The 23,338-nt window shown below is 51.4% G+C and carries 22 protein-coding genes and 1 pseudogene; 5 read left to right on the top strand and 18 right to left on the bottom strand.

The window, feature by feature from the left end; all coding sequences use genetic code 11:
- Window positions 1-27: 27 nt before the first annotated feature.
- The 8 genes and pseudogenes from acpS to HMPREF1144_RS25060 form a co-directional block, all read right to left on the bottom strand.
- Window positions 28-408: a holo-ACP synthase gene (gene acpS / locus HMPREF1144_RS25025; protein ID WP_004853265.1), complete on the bottom strand. Its 381-nt coding sequence runs from the start codon at window positions 406-408 to the stop codon at window positions 28-30.
- The gene (pdxJ, locus tag HMPREF1144_RS25030; protein ID WP_004853266.1) at window positions 408-1,139 is read right to left on the bottom strand and encodes a pyridoxine 5'-phosphate synthase; all 732 of its coding nucleotides are present in this window, start codon (window positions 1,137-1,139) and stop codon (window positions 408-410) included. The genes acpS and pdxJ overlap by 1 nt, the downstream gene beginning before the upstream one ends.
- A gap of 11 nt (window positions 1,140-1,150) precedes the next feature.
- Entirely contained in the window at window positions 1,151-1,888 is a 738-nt protein-coding gene (recO, locus tag HMPREF1144_RS25035; protein WP_004853269.1) for a DNA repair protein RecO, read from the bottom strand.
- 198 nt (window positions 1,889-2,086) lie between these two features.
- Window positions 2,087-2,992 carry a GTPase Era gene (era, locus tag HMPREF1144_RS25040; protein ID WP_004104571.1) on the bottom strand — a complete coding sequence of 302 codons (906 nt, stop codon included), beginning with the start codon at window positions 2,990-2,992 and terminating at the stop codon, window positions 2,087-2,089.
- Window positions 2,989-3,669 carry a ribonuclease III gene (gene rnc / locus HMPREF1144_RS25045; RefSeq protein ID WP_004104573.1) on the bottom strand — a complete coding sequence of 227 codons (681 nt, stop codon included), beginning with the start codon at window positions 3,667-3,669 and terminating at the stop codon, window positions 2,989-2,991. The genes era and rnc overlap by 4 nt, the downstream gene beginning before the upstream one ends.
- Window positions 3,670-3,895: 226 nt before the next feature.
- Window positions 3,896-4,870, bottom strand: a complete 975-nt coding sequence (gene lepB / locus HMPREF1144_RS25050) for a signal peptidase I (protein WP_004853273.1) — start codon at window positions 4,868-4,870, stop codon at window positions 3,896-3,898.
- A 15-nt stretch (window positions 4,871-4,885) separates the two neighbouring features.
- Complete coding sequence (gene lepA / locus HMPREF1144_RS25055; protein WP_004853275.1) at window positions 4,886-6,685, bottom strand: translation elongation factor 4; 1,800 nt, start codon at window positions 6,683-6,685, stop codon at window positions 4,886-4,888.
- 477 nt (window positions 6,686-7,162) lie between these two features.
- Window positions 7,163-7,429 (bottom strand): annotated as a pseudogene (locus HMPREF1144_RS25060) (recombinase family protein); the annotation flags it as partial.
- A 138-nt stretch (window positions 7,430-7,567) separates the two neighbouring features.
- Between HMPREF1144_RS25060 and HMPREF1144_RS25065 the strand changes: the two are divergent.
- Window positions 7,568-8,491, top strand: coding sequence for a hypothetical protein (locus HMPREF1144_RS25065; RefSeq protein ID WP_042928471.1), 924 nt, complete (start codon window positions 7,568-7,570; stop codon window positions 8,489-8,491).
- Window positions 8,492-8,630: 139 nt separating this feature from the next.
- Here HMPREF1144_RS25065 and HMPREF1144_RS25070 read toward each other — a convergent pair whose 3' ends face one another.
- The 3 genes from HMPREF1144_RS25070 to HMPREF1144_RS33810 are packed head-to-tail and all read right to left on the bottom strand — an operon-like array spanning window position 8,631 to window position 11,567.
- On the bottom strand, window positions 8,631-8,849 hold the full coding sequence (locus HMPREF1144_RS25070) for a hypothetical protein (protein ID WP_009654344.1): 219 nt from the start codon (window positions 8,847-8,849) through the stop codon (window positions 8,631-8,633).
- A complete protein-coding gene (locus tag HMPREF1144_RS25075) occupies window positions 8,836-9,234 on the bottom strand; it encodes a hypothetical protein (protein WP_009654355.1) in 399 nt (132 codons plus the stop codon). The genes HMPREF1144_RS25070 and HMPREF1144_RS25075 overlap by 14 nt, the downstream gene beginning before the upstream one ends.
- A 2-nt stretch (window positions 9,235-9,236) precedes the next feature.
- Complete coding sequence (locus tag HMPREF1144_RS33810; RefSeq protein ID WP_009654362.1) at window positions 9,237-11,567, bottom strand: hypothetical protein; 2,331 nt, start codon at window positions 11,565-11,567, stop codon at window positions 9,237-9,239.
- A 191-nt stretch (window positions 11,568-11,758) separates the two neighbouring features.
- Here HMPREF1144_RS33810 and HMPREF1144_RS32080 point away from each other — a divergent pair, with 191 nt between their 5' ends.
- Window positions 11,759-11,911, top strand: a complete 153-nt coding sequence (locus tag HMPREF1144_RS32080) for a hypothetical protein (RefSeq protein WP_009654380.1) — start codon at window positions 11,759-11,761, stop codon at window positions 11,909-11,911.
- A 390-nt stretch (window positions 11,912-12,301) separates the two neighbouring features.
- Here the strand turns inward: HMPREF1144_RS32080 and HMPREF1144_RS25090 are convergent, their stop codons facing one another.
- Genes HMPREF1144_RS25090 through HMPREF1144_RS30790 form a run of 3 tightly spaced genes read right to left on the bottom strand, consistent with a single transcriptional unit; the run spans window position 12,302 to window position 18,654 of the window.
- Window positions 12,302-14,776 (bottom strand): hypothetical protein, encoded by a 2,475-nt coding sequence (locus HMPREF1144_RS25090; RefSeq protein ID WP_009654364.1) that lies wholly within the window; start codon window positions 14,774-14,776, stop codon window positions 12,302-12,304.
- Window positions 14,777-14,779: 3 nt separating this feature from the next.
- Window positions 14,780-16,588 (bottom strand): hypothetical protein, encoded by a 1,809-nt coding sequence (locus HMPREF1144_RS25095; protein WP_042928474.1) that lies wholly within the window; start codon window positions 16,586-16,588, stop codon window positions 14,780-14,782.
- Window positions 16,585-18,654: a transglycosylase SLT domain-containing protein gene (locus HMPREF1144_RS30790; protein WP_009654376.1), complete on the bottom strand. Its 2,070-nt coding sequence runs from the start codon at window positions 18,652-18,654 to the stop codon at window positions 16,585-16,587. Before HMPREF1144_RS30790 ends, HMPREF1144_RS25095 begins: the two co-directional genes overlap by 4 nt.
- Window positions 18,655-18,774: 120 nt before the next feature.
- On the opposite strand from HMPREF1144_RS30790, the gene HMPREF1144_RS25105 reads away from it, so the two are divergent.
- From HMPREF1144_RS25105 to xis, 3 genes are read left to right on the top strand one after another with little or no spacing between them, the layout of a single operon-like run.
- The gene (locus HMPREF1144_RS25105) at window positions 18,775-19,047 is read left to right on the top strand and encodes a hypothetical protein (protein WP_009654349.1); all 273 of its coding nucleotides are present in this window, start codon (window positions 18,775-18,777) and stop codon (window positions 19,045-19,047) included.
- Between the two features lie 7 nt (window positions 19,048-19,054).
- Window positions 19,055-19,294 carry a DUF4060 family protein gene (locus HMPREF1144_RS32085; protein ID WP_071532314.1) on the top strand — a complete coding sequence of 80 codons (240 nt, stop codon included), beginning with the start codon at window positions 19,055-19,057 and terminating at the stop codon, window positions 19,292-19,294.
- Window positions 19,295-19,331: 37 nt separating this feature from the next.
- Window positions 19,332-19,610, top strand: a complete 279-nt coding sequence (gene xis / locus HMPREF1144_RS25110; RefSeq protein ID WP_009654360.1) for an excisionase Xis — start codon at window positions 19,332-19,334, stop codon at window positions 19,608-19,610.
- On the opposite strand, the gene HMPREF1144_RS25115 is transcribed toward xis, so the two are convergent.
- The 4 genes from HMPREF1144_RS25115 to rseA form a co-directional block, all read right to left on the bottom strand.
- Window positions 19,588-20,817 carry a tyrosine-type recombinase/integrase gene (locus HMPREF1144_RS25115; RefSeq protein ID WP_009654389.1) on the bottom strand — a complete coding sequence of 410 codons (1,230 nt, stop codon included), beginning with the start codon at window positions 20,815-20,817 and terminating at the stop codon, window positions 19,588-19,590. The two genes, xis and HMPREF1144_RS25115, sit on opposite strands and share 23 nt — an antisense overlap.
- Window positions 20,818-21,248: 431 nt before the next feature.
- Window positions 21,249-21,728 carry a SoxR-reducing system protein RseC gene (rseC, locus tag HMPREF1144_RS25120; RefSeq protein WP_009654369.1) on the bottom strand — a complete coding sequence of 160 codons (480 nt, stop codon included), beginning with the start codon at window positions 21,726-21,728 and terminating at the stop codon, window positions 21,249-21,251.
- Window positions 21,725-22,681 (bottom strand): sigma-E factor regulatory protein RseB, encoded by a 957-nt coding sequence (gene rseB, locus HMPREF1144_RS25125; protein ID WP_042928477.1) that lies wholly within the window; start codon window positions 22,679-22,681, stop codon window positions 21,725-21,727. The genes rseC and rseB overlap by 4 nt, the downstream gene beginning before the upstream one ends.
- Complete coding sequence (gene rseA, locus HMPREF1144_RS25130) at window positions 22,681-23,331, bottom strand: anti-sigma-E factor RseA (protein WP_004853279.1); 651 nt, start codon at window positions 23,329-23,331, stop codon at window positions 22,681-22,683. The genes rseB and rseA overlap by 1 nt, the downstream gene beginning before the upstream one ends.
- Between the last annotated feature and the right edge of the window lie 7 nt (window positions 23,332-23,338).

Genomic DNA, 23,338 nt, shown 5'->3' on the forward strand with positions numbered 1-23,338 from the left:
TAACCGACCTCTCCGGCCTGTAACACTCTAGCTTTCGATAATCACCGTGGCGCAGGCATAGTGACGCTCGTCGGCCAGCGTCACGTGAATGCTGCTTACGCCCATACGCTCGGCCAGACTCTTCGCTTCGCCCCACAATCGCAGCTTTGGCTTACCCAGCTCGTCGTTGTAAACCTCAAACTGATTAAACGCCAGACCATTGCGGATGCCGGTGCCAAGCGCCTTGGCCGCCGCTTCTTTAACGGCGAAACGCTTGGCCAGAAAACGGACCGGCTGCTGATGCTGTTCCCATATCGCCCACTCGCTATCGCTCAGGACGCGACGCGCCAGACGATCGCCGCTGCGGCCGATTACCGCTTCAATACGGGCAATTTCTACAATATCAGTACCCAGTCCGAGAATGGCCATCAGGCGCGCGCTTCCTGCATCAAACGCTTCATTTCCGCCACCGCTTCTTTCAGGCCGCTCATCACCGCACGGCCAATAATCGCGTGGCCGATGTTCAGCTCGTGCATTTCCGGCAGCGCGGCAATGGCCTTCACGTTATGGTAGGTCAAACCGTGACCGGCATTAACCTTCAGCCCCAGGCTGGCGGCATAGGCCGCCGCTTTGGCAATACGCTCCAGCTCTTTTGCCTGCTCAGCGTCAGTTTGCGCATCAGCGTAGCATCCGGTGTGAATTTCGATATAAGGCGCGCCAACGTCCGCTGCCGCCTTAATTTGCGCGTTGTCCGCGTCAATAAACAGCGAAACCAGGATACCGGCATCGGCAAGGCGTTTACAGGCGTCGCGCATTTTGTCGAGCTGGCCCGCCACGTCCAGTCCACCTTCGGTGGTCACTTCCTGACGTTTTTCCGGCACCAGGCAGCAAAAATGGGGCTGGGTCTCACAGGCAATCTTCAGCATCTCTTCCGTCACCGCCATCTCAAGATTCATGCGGGTATCCAGCGTCTGGCGCAAAATACGGACATCGCGATCGGTAATATGGCGACGATCTTCGCGCAGATGGACGGTAATACCGTCAGCGCCGGCCTGCTCGGCGATAAAGGCCGCCTGTACCGGATCCGGATAAGCGGTACCGCGAGCGTTGCGTAATGTCGCAATGTGGTCAATATTGACCCCCAACAGTAATTCAGCCATGACAATCCTCGTTAATCGTTATTTGTTTTATCGGCTCGCGCTGCCCGCGCGGGCAAAAACTGACGAAAAAGCTCGCGACTTTTTAGCGGCTTCCCGCCCAGATAGGGCTTCAGGGCGATACGGGTGAAACGCTTTGCCGCGCGCAGCGCATCGCTGTCCGGAAATTCACGGCTCGCCAGCGCCTTAAGATGGTGCCCGGTAAAGGTGTTGTTATCAATAACCACGCTGGCGATAAAGCCTTTTTCTTCACGGTAGCGATAGGTCATTGCGTCGTCAACCGCTTCTCCGCTGCCGGCGCAGTGCAGGAAATCCACGCCATATCCCAGATGCCCCAGCAGCGCCAGTTCAAAACGACGTAGCGCCGGTTCCGGCGAACCGCTTGCGCCAGCCAGAGACTGGATACAGTGCAAATAATCGAAGAAGAGTTCGGAGAAGCGCGTTTCGTGCTCAAGCACGCGAGAGAGAAGCTCGTTGACGTAAAGGCCGCTGTAGAGCGTGATGCCGCTGAGAGGGAGCGCCAGCGAGACGGCTTCCGCGCTGCGCAGCGTTTTGACTTCGCCGCGCCCGCCAAAGCGAAGCAGTAAGGGAGTAAAAGGCTGAAGCGCGCCTTTGAGGTTAGAACGTTTGGAACGTGCGCCTTTAGCCACAAGGCGCACGCGGCCGGACTCTTCCGTGAAGACGTCCAGCATCAGGCTGGTTTCGCTCCAGGGACGGCTATGCAGTACGAAAGCGCGTTGCCAGCCTTCCATCATACTCGTCGTCTTTCAGGCCGCAGGTGCGTTGGCTGCGCCCACTCACCCCAGTCACTTACTGAAGTAAGCTCCCGGGGACTCGCGGTCTTGCCGCGTGACTCAGCCTCTGGCCTCACTCCTTCGGAGCCAGCGCAAGCGCTGTTCAAAACACTTTGTGTTTTGTCCTGCACCTCGAAAGCCATAGAGTATCCAAACTTAGAGATCGTCGCCGTAACCGAGACTGCGCAGCGCGCGTTCGTCATCAGCCCAGCCGGACTTCACTTTCACCCACAGCTCGAGGTGAACCGGCGCTTCAAACATATCCTGCATGTCTTTACGCGCTTCGATACCGATGGTTTTGATTTTGGCCCCTTTGTTGCCAATCACCATCTTCTTCTGCCCTTCACGCTCAACCAGAATCAGACCGTTGATATCGTAGCCGCCGCGCTCATTGGTTACAAAACGTTCGATTTCCACGGTAACGGAATACGGCAGTTCAGCGCCGAGGAAACGCATCAGCTTTTCACGAATGATCTCGGAAGCCATAAAGCGCTGAGAGCGGTCGGTGATGTAATCTTCCGGGAAGTGATGAATGGCTTCCGGCAGATGCTTACGCACGATACCGGCGATGGTATCAACGTTCAGTCCCGTTTCCGCGGAAATCGGCACGATATCAAGGAAGTTCATCTGGCTGCCAAGGAACTGCAGGTGCGGCAGAAGATCGGCTTTTTCCTGTACGTTATCGACTTTGTTGACCGCCAGAATCACCGGCGCTTTACCGTCGCGCAGCTTGTTGAGCACCATCTCGTCGTCCGGCGTCCAGCGGGTACCTTCAACGACGAAAATAACCAGCTCAACGTCACCAATTGAGCTGCTTGCCGCTTTGTTCATCAGACGGTTAATCGCGCGTTTTTCTTCCATATGCAGGCCCGGTGTATCGACGTAGATCGCCTGATATGGACCTTCAGTATGAATACCAACGATGCGGTGACGCGTCGTCTGCGCTTTTCGGGAAGTGATCGAGATCTTCTGCCCGAGCAGCTTGTTCAGCAATGTGGATTTGCCCACGTTTGGACGACCAACGATGGCAATAAATCCGCAGTAGTTCTTTTCTTCGCTCATTCCAGCTCCAGCTTTTTCAGCGCCTGTTCGGCGGCAGCCTGCTCCGCCTTGCGGCGGCTAGAACCCGTGCCAACCACCGGTTCACTCAGGCCGCTAACCTGGCAGTGGATAGTAAATTCCTGATCGTGCGCTTCACCGCGAACCTGTACCACCAGGTAAGACGGCAGCGGCAGATGGCGCCCCTGCAGATACTCCTGCAAGCGCGTCTTCGGATCTTTTTGCTTGTCACCCGGGCTGATTTCATCCAGACGACTCTGGTACCAGGAGAGAATAAGGCGCTCAACGTTCTGAATATCGCTGTCGAGGAAAATCCCGCCGATTAACGCTTCAACGGTGTCCGCCAGTATAGATTCACGGCGAAAGCCCCCGCTTTTCAGTTCACCCGGCCCAAGACGCAGACATTCACCTAATTCGAACTCGCGGGCAATCTCTGCCAGCGTGTTGCCTCGTACCAGGGTCGCGCGCATGCGGCTCATATCGCCTTCGTCTACCCGAGGGAAACGATGATAGAGCGCGTTCGCGATCACAAAGCTCAATATTGAGTCGCCTAAAAATTCCAGGCGCTCATTATGTTTGCTGCTGGCACTGCGGTGAGTTAATGCCTGTTGCAACAGCTCCTGATGATGAAAAGTGTAGCCCAGCTTCCGTTGAAGCCGATTAATTACGATGGGGTTCATGCGTTACCAATAGATGAATGCGTCAAAAATGCAGCACACGAAACCGACCTGAGTAAAAACCAACGCGGTTTCGTGTGCTGTGTCAATCTTACGAGAGACAACCTAAAACTTCGGGGGGATATTCTATACGCAACGACAAGGGATGTCGTTAGTTTGAATAGATTTAAATTTTAAATAATTCACGCTGCCGTTATTGCGTCGGCAGCGTGAATAAAGCAGGAAAAATTTACTGGATACCACCGATACGCGATAAACGTACGCCGGTAGGCCATTCGCCTTCCTGTTTTTCGAAACTCATCCAGATTGCGGTTGCTTTACCCACCAGATTCGCTTCCGGCACAAAGCCCCAATAACGGCTATCGGCGCTGTTATCGCGGTTGTCACCCATCATAAAATACTGTCCCGGCGGGACAATCCAGGTCGCCAGCGGCAGACCGGACTGATGGTAATACATCCCCACCTGGTCCTGAGCAATCGGTACGGTCAATATACGGTGCGTCACTTCGCCCAGCGTCTCTTTACGTTCAGTCAGACGGATGCCATCGGCTTTCGTCTCGCCTTTCGGCAGTTGCCAGAAACCGCTGGTCGCTTCGCCGCCGTTGCTGCGGGAGAAGGTCTGTACGAAATCGCTCGGCTCAACGTTGGAGTAAGTGACCGGCAGCGCGTTGCCGCAGGCCTGGCCAGAACTACAGCCCGGCTGGATAGTGACCTGCTTGGCAATCGGATCGTAAGTCACTTTATCACCCGGTAAACCGACCGCACGCTTGATATAATCCAGGCGCGGATCTTGCGGATATTTAAAGACGACAATATCGCCGCGCTTCGGATGTCCGGTTTCGATCAGCGTTTTCTGGTAAATCGGATCTTTAATGCCGTAGGCAAACTTCTCAACCAGAATAAAATCGCCGATCAGCAGCGTTGGCATCATCGAGCCGGAGGGGATCTGGAAGGGCTCATAAATGAATGAGCGAACCACCAGCACAATCGCCAGTACCGGGAAGATTGACGCGCCGGTTTCCAGCCAGCCCGGTTTCGGGCCGACCTTTTTCAGCGTTTTCTTGTCCAACTGGTCGCCGGTCGCCACCTGGGCAGCGGCCTGACTTTCGCGACGTTTTGGCGCAAAGATAAACTTATCCAGGCACCACAACAGACCCGTCACCACAGTAGCGATGACCAGGATCAGGGCAAACATGTTCGCCATGCCAACTCCTTAGGGTTATTTGCCGTCTTTACCAACGTGCAGAATGGCGAGGAACGCTTCCTGCGGAAGCTCGACGTTACCGACCTGCTTCATGCGTTTCTTACCGTCTTTCTGCTTCTGCAGCAGCTTTTTCTTACGGCTGACGTCGCCGCCGTAGCATTTCGCCAGGACGTTTTTACGCAGCTGTTTTACGGTAGAGCGGGCAATGATGTGGTTGCCGATGGCAGCCTGGATAGCGATATCGAACTGCTGACGCGGGATCAGCTCTTTCATCTTCTCTACCAGTTCGCGGCCGCGGTACGGCGCATTGTCGTTATGCGTGATCAGCGCAAGCGCATCCACACGCTCGCCGTTAATCAACACATCCACACGCACCATGTTGGAAGCCTGGAAGCGCTTGAAGTTGTAGTCCAGCGACGCATAGCCGCGGGAGGTAGACTTCAGTCGGTCGAAGAAGTCGAGCACCACTTCCGCCATCGGGATTTCATAGGTCAGCGCAACCTGATTGCCGTGGTAGACCATGTTGGTCTGTACGCCGCGTTTTTCGATACACAGGGTGATGACGTTGCCCAAAAACTCCTGCGGCAGCAGCATGTGACACTCCGCGATCGGCTCACGCAGTTCCTGAATATTGTTCAGCGGCGGCAGCTTGGACGGGCTGTCGACGTAAATAACCTCTTTCGAGGTGGTTTCGACTTCATAGACTACCGTCGGCGCCGTGGTGATCAGATCCAGATCGTATTCACGCTCCAGGCGCTCCTGGATGATCTCCATATGCAGAAGACCCAGGAAGCCGCAGCGGAAACCGAAGCCCAGCGCCGTAGAGCTTTCCGGCTCATAGAACAGAGAAGCATCGTTGAGGCTCAGTTTGCCCAGCGCGTCGCGGAAGTTTTCATAATCATCGGAGCTGACCGGGAACAGGCCGGCATAGACCTGCGGTTTCACCTTTTTAAAGCCGGGCAGCGCTTTATCTGCCGGGTTGCGCGCAAGCGTCAGCGTATCGCCGACCGGCGCGCCGAGGATGTCTTTAATGGCGCAAACCAGCCAGCCTACCTCGCCGCATTTCAGCTCGGTACGGTCCACCTGCTTCGGCGTGAAGATGCCCAGGCGATCGGCGTTATACACCTGCCCGGTACTCATCACCTTAATTTTATCGCCTTTGCGCATGGTGCCGTTTTTGATACGCACCAGAGAAACGACGCCGAGGTAGTTATCAAACCAGGAGTCGATAATCAGAGCCTGCAGCGGCGCTTCCGGATCGCCTTCCGGCGGCGGAATATCGCGCACCAGGCGCTCCAGCACGTCCGGTACGCCAACGCCGGTCTTCGCTGAACAGCGCACCGCATCGGTGGCATCAATACCGACGATGTCTTCAATCTCTTCCGCTACGCGTTCCGGATCGGCTGCGGGCAGGTCGATTTTGTTCAGGACCGGTACGACTTCAAGGTCCATTTCCATCGCCGTATAGCAGTTAGCCAGCGTCTGGGCTTCGACGCCCTGGCCGGCATCAACCACCAGCAAAGCGCCTTCACAGGCGGCAAGCGAACGAGAAACTTCATAAGAGAAGTCGACGTGGCCGGGGGTATCGATAAAGTTCAACTGATAGGTTTCGCCATCAGTCGCTTTGTAATCCAGGGTGACGCTCTGCGCCTTGATAGTGATACCGCGCTCACGTTCAAGATCCATGGAGTCCAGAACCTGGGCTGCCATTTCACGATCGGAAAGGCCACCGCAAATCTGGATAATACGGTCAGACAATGTCGACTTACCGTGGTCGATGTGAGCGATGATTGAAAAGTTTCTTATATTCTTCATATATAAGGATTTTTTAACCTTATTTCGTAACGTTTTCTATTTAATGGACACATCGGTGGACACTATCGCAAACCTACCTGTCCGTATGCTGGCCTGCATATTACACTGTAGCGCCTTAATCGTCAGCAAGGGATACGTTACAGGAACGAACCAGGATTATCGCAAGGCTCTTCTAATGTTTTATCGAGAAACTAAATCCTTTCGTTAAACAGGAGCATCATCGTGCCGCATATCGTTGATCACGTGCGTTGCGACTCCGAGCACTTCAACATCCCCAGGCCCCCTTAAGTAAAAACATACCCATGCAACCGGAACTTTAACTTAACTGTTCAGACCAGAAATATCTGGAAACATCAGGAATTTTCTCAGAAGATATACTCCGCGCAGAGACGCACGCAGCAATAATGTAATGAAGTTTTTTCCCCTGAGTGTGCCTGCTCCGGGGATTTTTTTATCAAACTGGGCTATCACCCTACCTCACTCGCCTACCGGAAAATATTTGTAAATCGTTTTCACGTCCACGCCTATCACATCGGCTACCTGTTGCCGGGTTGCGCCGTTCTCCAGCATCCGGCGGCAGCGTTCCACGACCTCTTCAGTCATTACTCTCCGGCGGCCGCCGATGCGCCCCTGCTCTCTCGCCGCGGCTAATCCTGCCCGGGTACGCTCAACTATCAATTCGCGCTCCATCTCCGCAAGGGCGCTCATAACATGAAAGAAGAAGCGGCCGGCAGGTGTCTCACTAGACTCCTACAACGTAGTTATTGAGATAATAACTACCATTCTAGTGAAGTTACGATTGAGCTCTAGTGCATGCTTTAAATATTCTGATAAAATCTTTTCGTATGAACGTTTTTCCCATTTCAAAGTAGAGAGGTACAAATGATATCCATTCTATTTGGTGCAGGAGCTAGTTATGGTTCCGAAAGGTTCGGTATAGAGGTTCCACCATTAGGAAATAACCTTTTTCACGAACTGGATAGGCTAGGTGGATGTTTTAATAAATTAAGCGGAGAATTAAAAAATAACTTTTTAGTGCAAGGATTTGAAGCGGCAATGCTTGAAATACCTAATGACAGCAAAGTTTTAAACCCTTTACAGAATGAACTCGCTTTATACTTGTCAGGATTTACCCCATCAGATAACAGCGCCTACGTCAGTCTATTCAGTAAAATTTCAGATATCAGCAAACCACAGTTAATTACATTGAACTATGATTTATTAATAGAAAAATCCTTGGAGTTGCTCCAAAAAGATATTGGCAATAATATAAACTCCTATCCACAACTATTAAAGCTACACGGCTCATCAAATTTTATGCCTGATTTCCGCAATATTAATATCAATGAAATCTCAGCCTTTGGCTATGCTTCTTTCATTGAAACTGATGATATCAAGGTATTAAAACATCATGAAATAAAGCCGTGGGTTGAAAAATACCATTTTGATTCAAGCCCAGTAATGTGCATGTATAGTAAAGACAAAAGAATGATTACTTGTCCCTCCTACTTCAATATGGCAAAAAAGGAATTCATTAATAAGGTCAGCAAAACCAAGTTAATGATTATCATTGGAACTAAATATACACCACATGACAAGCACATATGGGATGTGATTCTGTCAAATAAAAAATCAAGAATTATATTGATAGACCCCTACCCAGATAATGATTTGAAAAAATTTATAAACAAAAAAAACAGAAGAGTCAAAAAAGATGAGATTATAGAAAAATCATTTTCAGATAGCGTTGATGATATTGTCAAAATAATCAATACTGAAATCAACAAATACGAGAAGAAAGATTGACAACAGCGCATCAATTATGTCAAAACCAGAACCATCACTACCGTGATGGTTCTTTACAAAAAAAATAATAAAATATACCACTGCATATAAGCTAATGCAGAGCGCCAAGAAAACACTCTTTTTAAAAAGCATGTATAAATTATTTTTTCAGCAGTTCATTATTCGCTTTTTGTCCAGGAACGCTTAGAATTTCCGCCTGATAGCCAATGCCGTATTTAATCCCGTTAGCTTCAACTACAGGACAACCAACTGACCAGTCGCATTTATCAACCAGAATGCCGCTGAGCTTTTGACCATCTCGAGTCCTGATTGTTACTTGTTGACCTACGTTTAACCGCTGCGTGTTAATTCGCTTCATTAAAGCCAACCTTCTGATAAATGCTCCCCTCAATAGTTTTAGCCATTTCCTCTGCTAATGCAATTTGCTCAGCCTCTTGTTGCTTTTTCGCAGCGATTTCAGCAGATTTAGCGTCTAACTCTTCGATTGCCTGCTTGAGAAACTCTTCAGCCTCTTCAAGCGGACTATCACCACCCGAATAGGGGCAATCAATATGGCGAATACCTGTCTGTCCGTACCCTGCCACCGTCACTTCAAACTCAACCGTGGCTATGTCACCAGATATAAAGACGATTGAGTTTGCGGTATAGGTTACGTCAACAGCACCTTCAGCCTCTTCAATCTGAAAACCCAGCGATGATGCCGAGTTTTGTTGTGTTATTTTTCTCGCGATGGTAATGCTCATGATTAATCTCCGGTCAGTACTTTCTGCGCGACCCAGTCAACGTTCAGGACGTGTGAACTGCCCGTGGTTACGCGCAGCCAGCTCTTAATTACGTAACGAGAACCTGCAACACCCTGTATTGTCAGAGTCATATTTTTTACTTCATCCCCGGACTCATATGATCCAGAGACAGGCATGGAAATGCCGGGGTATTCATGTTTCTGTTGATAAAAAGAAGTGACCCCGCGAATGTTGACGGACGTTGTGGCTCCAGCGATCGTCACTCCGCGTTCGATGTATTCTTTGTTACCCCCATCAACACCGCCATCCCATCGATAGGATTCGTATGTCGCACCGATTAGCTCAGCGCCGCCACTTATATGCAATTCAGAATTACCATGCCCGCCGTCATACACGCAACGTGTATATAATCCCGCTGACGCATATATTTTGGTGCCGTTAATTTTTACTGTCGCTGATGCTGTTAATTCAATGGCGTTTCGGATTAGAGATGCACTGGAGTCATAACCAAAGCCCCAGATTTTTCCACCAATTAACTCCAGTGTCGTTCCGTTCGTTCTTAATACTGAACCTGAGAAGTTATTCAATGTGCAACCAATGAATGAAACGACAGCATCCGGATCGCCAACATCGTTAATATAAATAATGTTAGGAGCGATACGGGAAAACTCAGAACCGCGATCGCCAGTGAAGCCACAGGCAATAAACGTCAGGTAATTGGTAAAATTTTGCGCATAAACTGGGTATACGCAATGATCTGCCGTACAACCAACGAATTTAAGCCTGTCTGCAGAACCTGTAAAACCCCATGCCTGCATAAAAAAGGTATAGCAATAGCCGTAAGCAAACAGGTTGTTGATAGTGGCCCAGTCAATACGCCCAAACCTGAACGCCACGGCATTATCATGCATCCATTGTTTTAGGGTTATGTCATAGTTATATGGAGATGTACTTCCTGCAACGTAGTTATAATTCCACCGGATATTTTGGATAACAGGAACGTCCAGAACCTGAGTTAATGACACCCCAATATAAAGAGGTGCGCCGATTATCTGGTCGATTACAACCCTTGACGAAGATCCCGAGTCAGCGCTATTAACAATCCCCCCGAGTCGAAATGCGTAATACGCATTACCAACATCCAGGCATTCAAACCGGGACTCGAATGCACCACCGTGAAAAATAGGCGGGTACACGACAGGCGCGGTTATTGTGTCTGTTAAGGCAGTTACCTGATTGGGGTATCGAAACCGGAGATTACGAAACCGGTTAAACCTTCCGCCACCGAGAGAATTGCTCGTGCGCAAATCAAAAGTACCGTAAGTGCCCACGGGATTAGTTATATTGAAATTAACGTAACTTCCTTCCGGGCCAATAAATCCTGTCCTTTGAGCGAATGGGATGTCGTTCTCGTCGATATCATATGTTTTCCCGGACTCGAAGATGACAGCCTCACCCGAGGCAGCAGCCTCTCTTATAGCCAGCATGACATCGCCAGAGTTTTTAGCCAGATAGTAAGCAAATGGCCTGATGGGAACATTGAATACATGGATGTAATTGACTGACGCCACACCCAGTTCGTCTGAACCCAGGTTTGAGCGAAGAGTCGCATCGGTGACATCCAGCCACTTTCCTTTACCCCGTCCGCCAGCCGTATCCGGTGTGCTACCTGGTAAAACGATCTTCGGCATTGCCCCATCCCAGCGCCAGTATTCATCCGTGGATTCCCACAGAAGAACCTCAAAGCGTTGAGTGAGTAGCGAACCTTTCTCAAACGAGCCGATTGCCGGAACATACCCCCATAAGCCAGTTCCCGCAGGATCCTGCAGTTTTGGCTGCCCGGCACCATCAAAGCCCAGCCCCTTCCATGCCCGGTCCTCTGCTGAAGGCAAAACATTTACCGAGGCTTCAGGGACTCGTAAGGTACGCTGGAATATGTCCAGATTTGCTTCAAACGGGTAAGTTGGCCGGAAGTGAATAGCAGACTTACCGATGACTACGGGATCATCAGCTTCTACCTGCCAGCAGTCACCATTAATCGAAAAAACCAGCGTACCGTTAACCGCGTCCCGGGGTCCGTTAAAATCAGTCGCCCTGACCCAGAACGAACGGCGCGCAACCCAGATACCGTTTTCGACGGGGTTATCCTGCCCTAAAAGCAGAACACGCATCCCTTCCGTGGTAGTGATCGTCCGCTCATCCGTTGGCGTTTTGGACGTAATAGTCTGCTCGCCGAAACGGGTGATGTCATAATCAGCTGAAATATAGACCGGTGGCTTTACAGCAACACTCGTGGTCAGTCCATAAAGGCGGTCTTGAGGAGTCGCGGGCATTTACTTTTCTCCGGACGTGAGTGGTCCCCACAGGGCAAGGCCTGCGGTATGTGCAACGAAAGCCCGGTGCTTGTACGGGCTGGATTTTAGAGATAAAAAAACCCGCATTCGCGGGCTTGTTTGTTTATGAATCTTGAACTAACTTTTCATGGCTATCAGCAGATAGCCACACTACACACAAGGTATTAAACATGAAAAAAGCATTTGCAGTGCTGTTTGTTCTGCTTTCTCTGGGATCGGTAACACAAGCCTACGCTGGCAATTGCCAGAGTCCGGATGATCGCGCCTCTGATGGTTCGCGTTGCGGTGGTCGTTCTGCTGATTCCCGGCCTGGTGGTCAGTAATAATTAAGGCCGCGAAAGCGGCCTATTTAATGAGATGCATTCTGAGTGCAGAAGAAGATGAACCCACCTAAATGGGCTATGTTATCTCTGTTTAAAAAACGAAGTTATTCTCTTCCACGCTTGGTGTGGATTCTCACTGGCAACTACATAAGCAGGGATGCAGAGAACACAGCCTACAATGAACAAAATACCAGCCGCCATAGTGCTGTTTTGCTGATAGTAGACGAACGAAGAAAGAAAAATTGTCAGCGGCCATAAAAATGTAAACAGCCATTTAACTGAGAACTCAAACTTACGCCTTGCTCTGTCGTGCTTCCCCATAAAGCTCAGGAACGCCCATACAACAAGGCCAAAAATAATGTATGAAATATAATCTATATCTGACATTAGTTACCTCGGTACTGTGTCCTGTGGGCGCCACCAGTATGTTTGGTTAAACTCTTTGCGGGAACGCTGTTCCATTTTATGAAGATAGCCAGGGGAAAAATACTCCTGCAACTGGTTAAAAATCATATGATCAAGAGCCGCTTTTGCATACCACAGATTTGCCCCCGGAATAAGGCCTTTACCCAGTTTAACCAGATCCCCTCCTGTCTGCTCTGGTTTCCCTTCTACGGCATTTAGTGGGATACCTTGGGCCAGTTTAACTACATCATCAACTAGCCCCGCAACCGGCCCTAGCATTGATGCAAGCGCGCCACCACCATAGCGGGTGTGATCAGAGAGAAGGAAATCTCCATATAATCCGAGTCCTCCACCTTTAAGCAACGCCCCCAGCCAGAATTTTCCTGCATCCTTTCCGATCATTTCACGTGGATTTCGGCCAGACGCCATGTCGTTTAATTGCTGAGAAAGCGCACCAAGTAACGTGGTGCTGGCAATAAATGCTGATACATAAGCTGCACGCCCACCGGCTGAAGGCATTCCCATAGCTCTGGACCAATGACGCATAACTACAGATATTGGAAAGGATTTGAACAAAAATACACTTCGGGTCAATTCACCTTTCCACGTCCCACGCTGAAGCCCACCACCAGTGACCATCTGTTCACGAGCCCCGGGGGTAATCACCGCCATATCAACTTCTTCGGCAACAGCGCCAAGCAAACGCCGCATAGCCTCAAACTTGACTCGCTCGGGTGGGCCAATGTGAGAAACGGCTGCATCTGGAATGCGCATAATGCTCTCAGGCGTAAGCATTGTATTATTCCCCTTGCCCCAATCCTCCTGATCGGCCAGTTTCCAGACGGCAAAGTCTTGCTCTGTCACGCCCTTGCTTTTTAAAATTCGAAAATCATTATCGTCCAAGCTGCGGAGGTCTGGCGTTCGACTAATGACATCTCCTAGGCTTCCCATCATCGTAACGCCATATGCCCGTTTATGGGCATCTGACCACGCTGTCAAACCACTGGCTCGCATAACAGCAGTCGCAGCCCAGCGAGCCTTCGACGGCCCCATGTTATCCATCGCCCAACGATTGACACTGCCAAGAAGTGACTCCATTGCTAGCCCCGCTCGACGTGCACGCGCTAGCTCTGTACGATTCGTCGGGTCCATCGCCTCCAGCTGGTTACGGAGTAGCTGGCTCATTGGCAGATTAGTGACCTTTGCCGACAGATACATCGTGCCGAGATCAGAGAAGGAAGCTAGCAGGGCGGAGCCAAGACGGCTGGCCACCAGCCAGTTACGGATATTGTCGGACCATCTGGCGATATGCGGATTCGCTATCGGTTGCGTCTTTCCCGAAATGAAGTTGTAAAGATTTTCGGTGCTGTTAGCCAGGCGCTTAACCCGGCCGGCGCGTCGCGGGTTCGCGACAGCTGTTTCCGCCCTTACTTCGTCGAGAATAGAACGAAATACGTGATCCGGGTTCGGCCCGTAAGTTTCCACCAGCGCAATATCTTTGCTGATGCTTTCCAGATGATGCACCATAATTTCCCACAACGAACGGTCGCCATACTGACGCTGGTATTCAAGGTACGCCTCACCATCTTTGAAATGGATCTGCCGGGAAGCATTTCCCCGGTTGGCTCTCGCCCCGGAAATACGCAAACCTGTCTCGCTGAGTTTATTTAAACCACCGGTAGCGATAGTCTCGTATGCCTCACCCAGAAACGCCGTCAGCTCCGCATCGGACATCAGCTGCCCGTCGCTTTTGGTGTAATACTTTCGGTCAAGTTTCCCAATGATATCGCTGACCCACTTATCCTTAGAAACCTTGCCAACTTTTTCCATTGAATGATGCTGAGGCATGCCCCAGTCATCCAGATGCCCGATGTCGCCACCCGCATCGTTAAACCGGCGGCGGAGCAATTCAGTAACATCCTTCCAGGCTTTTGCACCTTCCCGGGCTTTAGCATTCCCCGTACTTTTCCCCCGAATTTCATAAACCAGATCACGAACGCCTTTTTCATCTTCGAACAGGCCGAAAAATCGAGGGTCAACAGCTTCAAAAGCTTCCTGCAGCTGACTGAGCGCATAATCTCGCGTAGCCTTCCCGCGAGATTCAACAGACAGGAAATTTGCTTTGCCATCAGCGTGAAAAGCTATCGTGCGATTCAGTGCCTCCAGCTTTCCGTCTTTCCCTTTGTAATTGTTAATAAATGAATCAAGGCGCTGGCGGGCAGTGATAGTTAAGGCAACGCGACGTTTCTTTAACGCCGCCTCTTGCTTTAACTCATCGGCGGCAAGTTGCCCGGCCCTGCGCAGACGTTCGGCTTCGGACAGCATCCGCCACGACGCAGGGTCGTTACGCGCGAGCGATCGCATGTTTCTGTAGATACGGTCTTCAATATTCTGAATTTCACGAGCGCTCAGAGTGCGCTGCGCTGCCTTTTGTACTGCCTGAATGCATTCCTGACGCATAAATTATCCCCTCAAGAAACATGCAACTGCGACATCAAAAAGGCCGGAATCCTGAATAGCCTGTTCATTTTCACGATTCGCCTCGTCAAGCAATTCACGAGCAGGGCGAGACTGAGGGTTACCTTCGTCATCCAGCGTGGTGATCATCATGTCGGGGGCGGTGGTCAGCGATTCCTCAGCAGCTTTCACATCAATGTCGCCCGTTTCGCTTTTGCTCTGTGTGCGCCGTTGGTCGCTATTACGGACATGAGTAGCGGTATCGGGTGGCGCAGCTTCATCAGCGCTGCGCACTTCGGCCGTTTTGTAATATGAGAGCGCCTGCGCATTCAGATCGCTTTCTGCCTGCTGTCTGCGGGAAAGTTCAGCGCGCGCCTCATAGAATTGTCCGCCGGGTTCATGGGGCGCCAGAATATTACGCGAAAACTCAAGACGCCCCTGCGCCTCTGTGATTCGCTGGTCAAGGTCTCGCAGACGTCCCTGCTTCTCGGCTCTCGCACGTGCCAGCACTTTGCCATTCCCCGCGGGTTCCTCGGATAGGATCTGATTGCGCTGCTCAGTCAGGTTATCAATAAGGCGCTGGCTGTTAGCCACTTCAGACTGGTAAACCTGACGTTCGCCGCGAGGTAGCAACTGCGCTGCCTGCTCTTCAAGCCGGCGCGTATCTGCCGCACGGGCTGCGGTTCCTTCCTCCGCATTAAAAAGTACCTCATCCAGAGACTGCGCAATCAGGCTGCGGCGCCCGGGTATCTCGCTGAATACTGCCGGGTCGACAATGCTGGCCACATCGACGGGATTACCTTCGCTGACATTGCGCATTGCCTGCTGTAATGCCTGGGCGTGTGCATCCCGTGACAGAACGTTGACCGGTACTCCGGGAGCAATATCGATTTCTGCATGGTGGGCTGCATTAGCCGCCAGCGCCGCATCGACATCGGACGGAGCAAACTCCGGCGCACGAACATTCTCGCCGCGGGAGTTAACAAAGCGGCCAAGACCGCCGAACGCAACGCCGAGCACTGCATCAATCGCCATTGCCTGGCGGTCAAAAACATCGTACTGACCGGCCATATCATCGTAACCGGCGTTGCGCAGGGTTTCTGCCGTCATTCCGCGTAGCGCCATACCAAACGCAAGGTTAGTACCCGCAGCATACGCTACGTCAGGCGCAGCACGCGCTACGGCTGCACTGGCATTGAGTAACGCATTCTCGCCCGTTCTGGATATCTGCGCGCCAACACCTTCCGCCAGCGCGCCACCCGCACGAAGACCGAGACTCATGGGGATCAGTGTACCGGCGCCGGTCGTTATACCGTGAATCAACGCGACATCCTGCGCCGTTGATAAATCCACGCCTTCCGACCTAAGACGTTCAAACTCAGAAAAGCCCTGCAGTGACGTAACCGCCGCCGCACCGCCCATCGGCCCCCCGATTGCGGTGCCAGCTACAGCCTGGCCACCCATATCAAAAAGACCAAACAGAATCTGACCCGCGGTTCCGGTTGTACCGGCATCGGGAGTCAGACGCTTAACCTGCTGTGTTGCCAGCCTCCTCTGCTCGGCGATGTATTCTTCAGAAGAATCCCGTACGGGTGTATTTTCATTAATAAACCGGGACAGAGGGGAAACAACTTTATCCATCCCCGCCCAAAGCAACTGATCCGGTTTGGCCACAAGGCCAGAATACAAACCCGATACACCGGCACCCACAGCATTATCGAAAAAACCGACATCACTTTTTAAGCCAATGGGACTGGATGCCGCTGTTTCTGACAGTTGGTTTTGATTCGACTGATTTAGCCCGAAATAACTCATTGCGGTATGCCCTCTATAAAGCGCTGACGCTGCTGAGTCAGATCCAGTATTACCGGAGAACCATCAGATTTAAGCAGATACCCTGCACCGAGCTTAACCAGATACTGGCTGTCACCGTAACTTTGCAGGCCGTATTGTCCCGGTGGAGCTTTGACTCCTGCACCTGTGACCTGTGTTTGCCACGCCTGATCGACTTGTTTATCAAACTGTTCTGCCGACATTCCCCACGGTAGCAGAACATACCCCATGCCGTTATAGTCATGAACACCGCCAGTTGACACATTAACAGCCTGCTTCCAGACATCATTATCCAGAACACCGGAGTAATCCCCCTTCTGGGCCATTATTCCCGCGTAGTAATCCTTTGCCACCTCATATGCCATTGCGGCTCCCTGAGCGTCACCGGCAAACGCATCCTGCACGGAGTTTGAGAACTCAAGCCGCATATCGTTTTCCTTGGGCATCGACATCCCTTTTGCGTCTTTAGTCCCTTTTCGTGCAGCAGAACCCGCGAGAATGGTTTTTGACGCTTGCGAAGGTGAAATCGTGATATCAGGATTGATCCAGTTCTCCTGAGCAATTAACGACGAAGGCTTATCCATCAGGACGCCGGCAACCGCCGCAGAGGGCGCATTTACCGCTATTTGTTTGAGTGTGGCCATGTAAGGTGCACCACCGCCAGTACCTTTATGAATGGAGTCCAACAGTTTTGATTGGTTATCTGGTGTTGACTGTAATAGAGCCTGAGATAAAGCATCGGCCTGAACTTTTGGTATCACAGCATCACTTTTAATTCCGAGCCGTTTCTTTTGGATAATGACATTTTTTACATAGTCGCCCATTAAATCAGGGTTATCGGTATAAGCCGCGAATGCTTTTTGGGTCGTCTCATCATTCTGAACCAGCCAACCACCTGGATCTGCTTCACGGGCATCCATGATGCGTTGATAGTTCTGTTGGGCCTGCGCATATTGCTGTTTTTTAAACTGTAAATCAGCTGCGTTATCGGCAGGTTTCAGCGCCTGAACGGCGGCCAGTCCATCGACGGCAGAATTCTGCATCACAAAGTTATTTACCGGCTGAAGCGCCAGCGTATCTTTGTAACGGTTCCATTGCTGATAAAACTGTGCACGCTCTCCCGGTGTTGCAGAAGAAGGGACGGAACGGATGAACTCAGCTTCGGTCACAGGATTCTCAATATTGAGTCCTGATTGCGCGCGTGCAGCATCGTCAGTTATGCGCTGCTGAATATTGACGCGATATGCTGAATCAACCTGATCCTGGATTTGTACTGTGCGTGACGCTATCTGAGCCTGCTGCTGCCCGTCCAGATTTTTGAATTCCTGCGAATCTATGACGGAACGGACATTTCCCATACGCTGAGCGTTCGCCGAAACGGAGTAAACATAGTTACGCGTCTCATTGAATGGAATAGATGCCGCAAATTGCTCATAACTCACCTGGCCCGTACGTGGATCGCCAATCTGTTTCAACCAGTCGTCGACTTTACCAGGGCCAGCATTGTAAGCGGCAAGAGCTAGGATCTGGTTCCCACTATAGCGTTTGAGCATTGCATTGAGGTAATCACCAGTAAACCGGCGGTTTTCCTGTTCGCTGTCGTCCTGAAGTGGTTTAACACCAAATCCCGGATCTTTACCCGTGGGGGGCATTATCTGCCCGGCGCCCTGTGCCCCCGCTGGTGACGTAACAAGGCTACCGTCAGCATTACGATGCCGATTACCGCTTTCCTGCTGGTACACGGCCTGCAGCAAAGTGGCCTGGGGCACAGCCAGCACATTCATACCAGCATCGCCGGTATACATCTGCAATTGCTGTTGCCCAAGCCTGGTGTTTAACGCCTCATATGACGCGTCTTTAATCATTGCCTGCCGCTGATCTGGCGGAAGAAAAGACACAATGCCGGTCGGATTCTGTAATGCGGAAAGACGCTGCTCTGGCTGCATCATTTTCAGGGAACCGGTGGCTGCATCTGTGATCCAGCGCTGCCCAAGCTGCTGAGCCTGAGTCTGGTCTATATACCCCTTACTGGCGGCGCCCTGAATCATATTGTTCGTGGCATTAAGAATTTGCTGACGGGTTGCGCTGTGTCCTCGGCCTCCGACGTGAAGCGAACGACAATGCGCGCGCCGCCGGTGACCCCGTAGACGTTTTTGTGTGAGGTGAGTATGCGTATTGAAGAAATGAAAGTACTCCCGAAATTATACCGGGTCATCACTGTTGAGCTTGACGTTTTGCGCAACGGGTTCGGGGCTAACTACGGCGTAATTTACGATATTGATACCATCGTTAAACGCAAAGTTCGCCGCGTATTAGATACCGATGGTTGGCGTTGGGCATTGGTCCGTGAGTACCACAATCAAGAGCAATGGGACTACTTCTTTGAGTATGACAAAGAATGCCTTCATGAACTTAATTACACGCTTGGCCTGATTAAGTGAGGTGAATATGCGACTGATAAACCGAAGCAAACAATCTCCTCTCGGACGCCAGGCATGCGATGCGGCACTAGCGAAGCATTTTGAGCGTTATGGGAATTATGGACACTGCGAAAGGAAAGTGACTTACACCGTAGAAGTTGAAGGGGTGAAAGTCTGGGTTGAGGTAGTCAATCGCCATAAAAGCTACGTCGCCACAGCGATGACAGGAATGCGCAGACTGAGAAGTCTCCCGGGCCAGACTGACTGATTAGAGATGGCCCTGTAAAGGGCCAGTGGAGGAAATGATGGGCAACGAACTCGAATTAATGAAAACTCGCGATATTTGCGAACAACTGAGCATCACACCGCGGACACTCGATCGCTACCGGAAGCGAAAGAAAAATGATAATCCCTTCCCTGCCCCGGACTGCTCCTATATGGGCGGTCCAAATAAGTGGCTAAAGAGCAAGGTCACCGAGTGGCAGGAAAAAGAGATGCGACGCAGAACGCGCCGCCCTATGTCACACCTCAACGATCTGGTAAGGGATGTAAAGGGGCGCCTTACCCGGCATGCCTCGGCGTGAACTCCAGCACATCGGGCTCGATGATGCTCATCAGTCGAGCCCACCATCTGCTATAGGCATCACGCATTTCTTCGATATAAGTATGCTTGTCATAGACTGACCAGACGCCGGGCAATTTATGCCCCAGCATGATTTCTGCAATATGCGGCTGCGTCAGCTCTGAAAAGTTAGTTCTCGCCGTTCTGCGCAGATCGTGAACGGTAAAGTGAGGGACCTGCTCACTATATGACTTCAGCATAAACTTAACCAGGTTGCTGCTGATACTTAAGTGGAAACCTTCACTCATCGGCTTATCCTCGTACCTTGAGAAGACATACCGACCGGGAGCCAGTTCAATGGCCCTTTTTAGCAATGGTAACATTTCTGGGATGATCGGCCTTATAAGCGGCTTTTTGGTCTTGCGGCCAGTCTTGTGGTTTTCCCATGGCACTGTCCAGACACCTTCCTCAAAGTCAAAATGCTGAACTTCTGCTAAACGGATCTCCCCAACCCTGCAAGCCCAAACCAGGCATAGCTTGTACATTATCTTGTTTCTTTCCATGAGGCGCGAATCTTCAATGGCACGCCAGACAATGGCCAGTTCTTTGCGATTAAGCGTCCGCTCCCCCATCTTTTTCTGAATGCCAAAGTCGCGCCCGGAAAGCTCTGACAGTGGGTTATTTTCCAGTAACTGGCGCTTAACTGCCCAGGAGTAGCACTGCCGGCCGTTACTGATCACCCGCTTCGTTATTTCTGTGTAACCTTCGGCGAGTCGGTCCAGAACGGTTAGCCAATTATGTAACGTGAGTTGGTTAGCCGGGTACTTCCCGAGCTTTGGGAATACATGAAGTTCGAACGTTCTGAGGATCTGGTCAGCTGTTTCCTTTTGAATACAGACCATCTCATGCCATTCACGAAATAATTCTTCAAACGTGTGCTGACTGTTTATTTTTGCTTTGTCCAGACTCTGGCGGATTCGGGGATTCTCACCCCGGGCAAGGATAGCCGACCATTTAACGACCTCATCACGAGCGGCCTTTAGCCCAAACTCAGGGTAACTACCGATTGTCATCTTGTCCTGCTTACCAAGAAAACGGTAACGGTAGAAAAAGGTTACCGCCCCCTTCCGGGATATGCGAACCCATAGGCCATCGCGGTCTGATTTCTCTTCAACCTTCTCTCTTTCACGCCCGAGGCAAGACTTTAGATAACTATCTGAAATAGCCATAGAAAATAATCCACCGTGTCCATCAGAAATGTTGTGATCGTGTCCATCATAGTTCATGGACGCGGCTATGGACACAAAAAGAGTGGCTTACGTTGTCTTGGGTTGTCTGTATATGTAAACAGTAGTTTTTCGAAGAGGGTTGATTCTGGCGGGTCTTGAGCGGGAAATTGTCTAAGGTTGGCTTAGGGTGTCTTGGTATCAATTATCGATGTGAGCGATGATTGAAAAGTTACGTATATTCTTCATATTTAGAGTTAATTATGCCTTACGCGAATCATGAGGCCGCTGTTCTGTGCCTGACGTTTTTTAATCCGAAAACGCCGCATTCTACACTACATCCACGAAACCAGGAAATGCTCTTACCGCTAGCATAACCGGAGTAAATGATGAGTTCTTGCGGGAGTTGTAAATAAAGATAAGGGCCAGTGAAATCACTGACCCAGTTGGGAGGAAGGCGTCTCGATGCGGACTGAATCTGGCGGTAAACCGACGCTGATAATAACCGGCTGCCACGACTGCCGGGAGGCTAAGCCAGGCGAAAGACCGCGAGCGACCAGAAACCCGCCAACGCCGCCCAAAATTGCCCCGCAAAGCGAGGCAAAGTCGTTGGCAAACAGCACCTGGAATATTGATGCCATCACAAACAAACCGACTAACGGCGCCATATAAACCAATACCGCCGACCCGAGCAGGCTGCTTTCGGCAATGCCCAGTTCGACTTTTTGCCCGGCCGACAGCGGCTGTTCGCTGGGGACGCTAAGGGTATGGCTGGTTTGCGGCCCAAGCTTATTCAGCACCCGGCTTCCGCAACCGGCGCGAGAAGCACAGCTGCTGCAGGAGGCTTTCACATCGCAGTGCACCAGCGCAACGCCATTTTGCCAGGAAACGACCGTCGCCCACTCTTTAATCATTGTACTGCCCTGAATTTAATACTATCGGAAATACGCTTCGCCGTTTGCGGCGGCAGCTCGCCAACGATGGTTATCTCTGCGTTATCACGCACGGTAGTCGCCACGGTACGACGGCCGGTACGCAGCAGCTGATCGCTGCTATTTGCCGTGGCGCGATTGATATTGACAGAGAAACTAAACAGCCCATCGGAATACAAACGGGACTCTACTGGGCCATCGAAAGTGGGCAGACGACGCTGGCTGCTGGAGACTTCGGCCACGCCCTGCGGCAGCCAGGTTGGCGCCCAGTTAAAGTTGGCCTTATTGCCCCCTTCCGGTACCGACAGCTGCGGAGGCAGGTTGGCCTTAGCCAGGGTTTCCATACTGGCGCTAACGTTATCGCCAACGTTGAACGAGACGACGCGGAACTGCTCAAGCGTTTCGCCGTCGCGATCAAGCAGATCAACGCGCAGAGGCAGCTTAGTTTCAGCATCTAACCATGCGATATAGCTATAACGGGTGCCATCGCGAGCCACGACGCGCACAACATCGCATAAACGATCGGCAATACGCGTCCGCCCCACGGAGATGAAGTCGTAATAGGATGACAGACGTTTAAAGTCGGAGTAGACCAATGAAGGCAGCGAATCAACGATATAGTCGCCGTTCAGGGTGAAAGGATCGAGTCCGGGCTCAAAATAGCTGATTTCCGTTCCGCGCAGCACCACTTCCCGACGCGGACCGTCAAGCTGGAGCAGCTGTGCCAGGGTGCGATTGTTTAGTTTAGCGTGTCGATAACGCAGCGACTCAACACCCTGCTTGTTGATGCTGACGAAAGAGAGCTCGTAATTAAGGGACTGGCTGGCCAGGTTCATCTGCTGCAACAACGCCCCGGACGATGTATCAGCCGAGGCGTTGACGGAGAAGAACAGGCTGCCTGCCATGAGCGACATGGCACACCAAAGTTGCTTCATTACTGCGATTGTGTTCCTAAAGTTTGATAGCCCGGCACCTGAACAGCGGCTTGCTGAGTCTGGGCCTGGCCAAACTGAAGCTGTTCCGCATGCAGGCGACGCTGCAATTCATAGTCCTGCAGCATAGCATTAATTCTGCGGCGCTGTTCCTGCACCTGAGCCTGCTGACCGCTACCTGCCGAAGCATCCGCCGGCACGCCCAGGCTGACCGGGCTGGCCTTACCCATCATCGGCATGGTGTTAAACACCGGCGCCTCTGGCTGCTGGGATGAATCAGACTGGCCATTATACTGCTGAACGCCAACAATCACAGCAAGGGATACGCACGCGGCAACGCCCATCTGAGTAAGCGAGCTGGCCCACGGGCGTACTTTTTGCCAGAAAGGCATCTGACGCCACTGGTGCGGTGCGGGCTGAGATTCAGGAATTAGAGGAACCGTCTGACGAACGGGCTCGTTTTCAATGGCGGCCATGACGCGAGCTGAGATATCAAAATGGAGCACCTCACTCGTATCGCCTCGCAGCGTATCGCGGATGAGATGGTAGCTCTCCCAGGTTTTTTGCATTTCAGATGAACGCTCCAGCTCGTTGAGCAGTTCGTTATCCAGCGTTTCACCATCCATTAAGGCCGAAAGTTTTTCTTTCTGCATGCCTGAT

The sequence above is a fragment of the Klebsiella sp. OBRC7 genome (assembly GCF_000293135.1).
Taxonomy (GTDB): domain Bacteria; phylum Pseudomonadota; class Gammaproteobacteria; order Enterobacterales; family Enterobacteriaceae; genus Klebsiella; species Klebsiella michiganensis.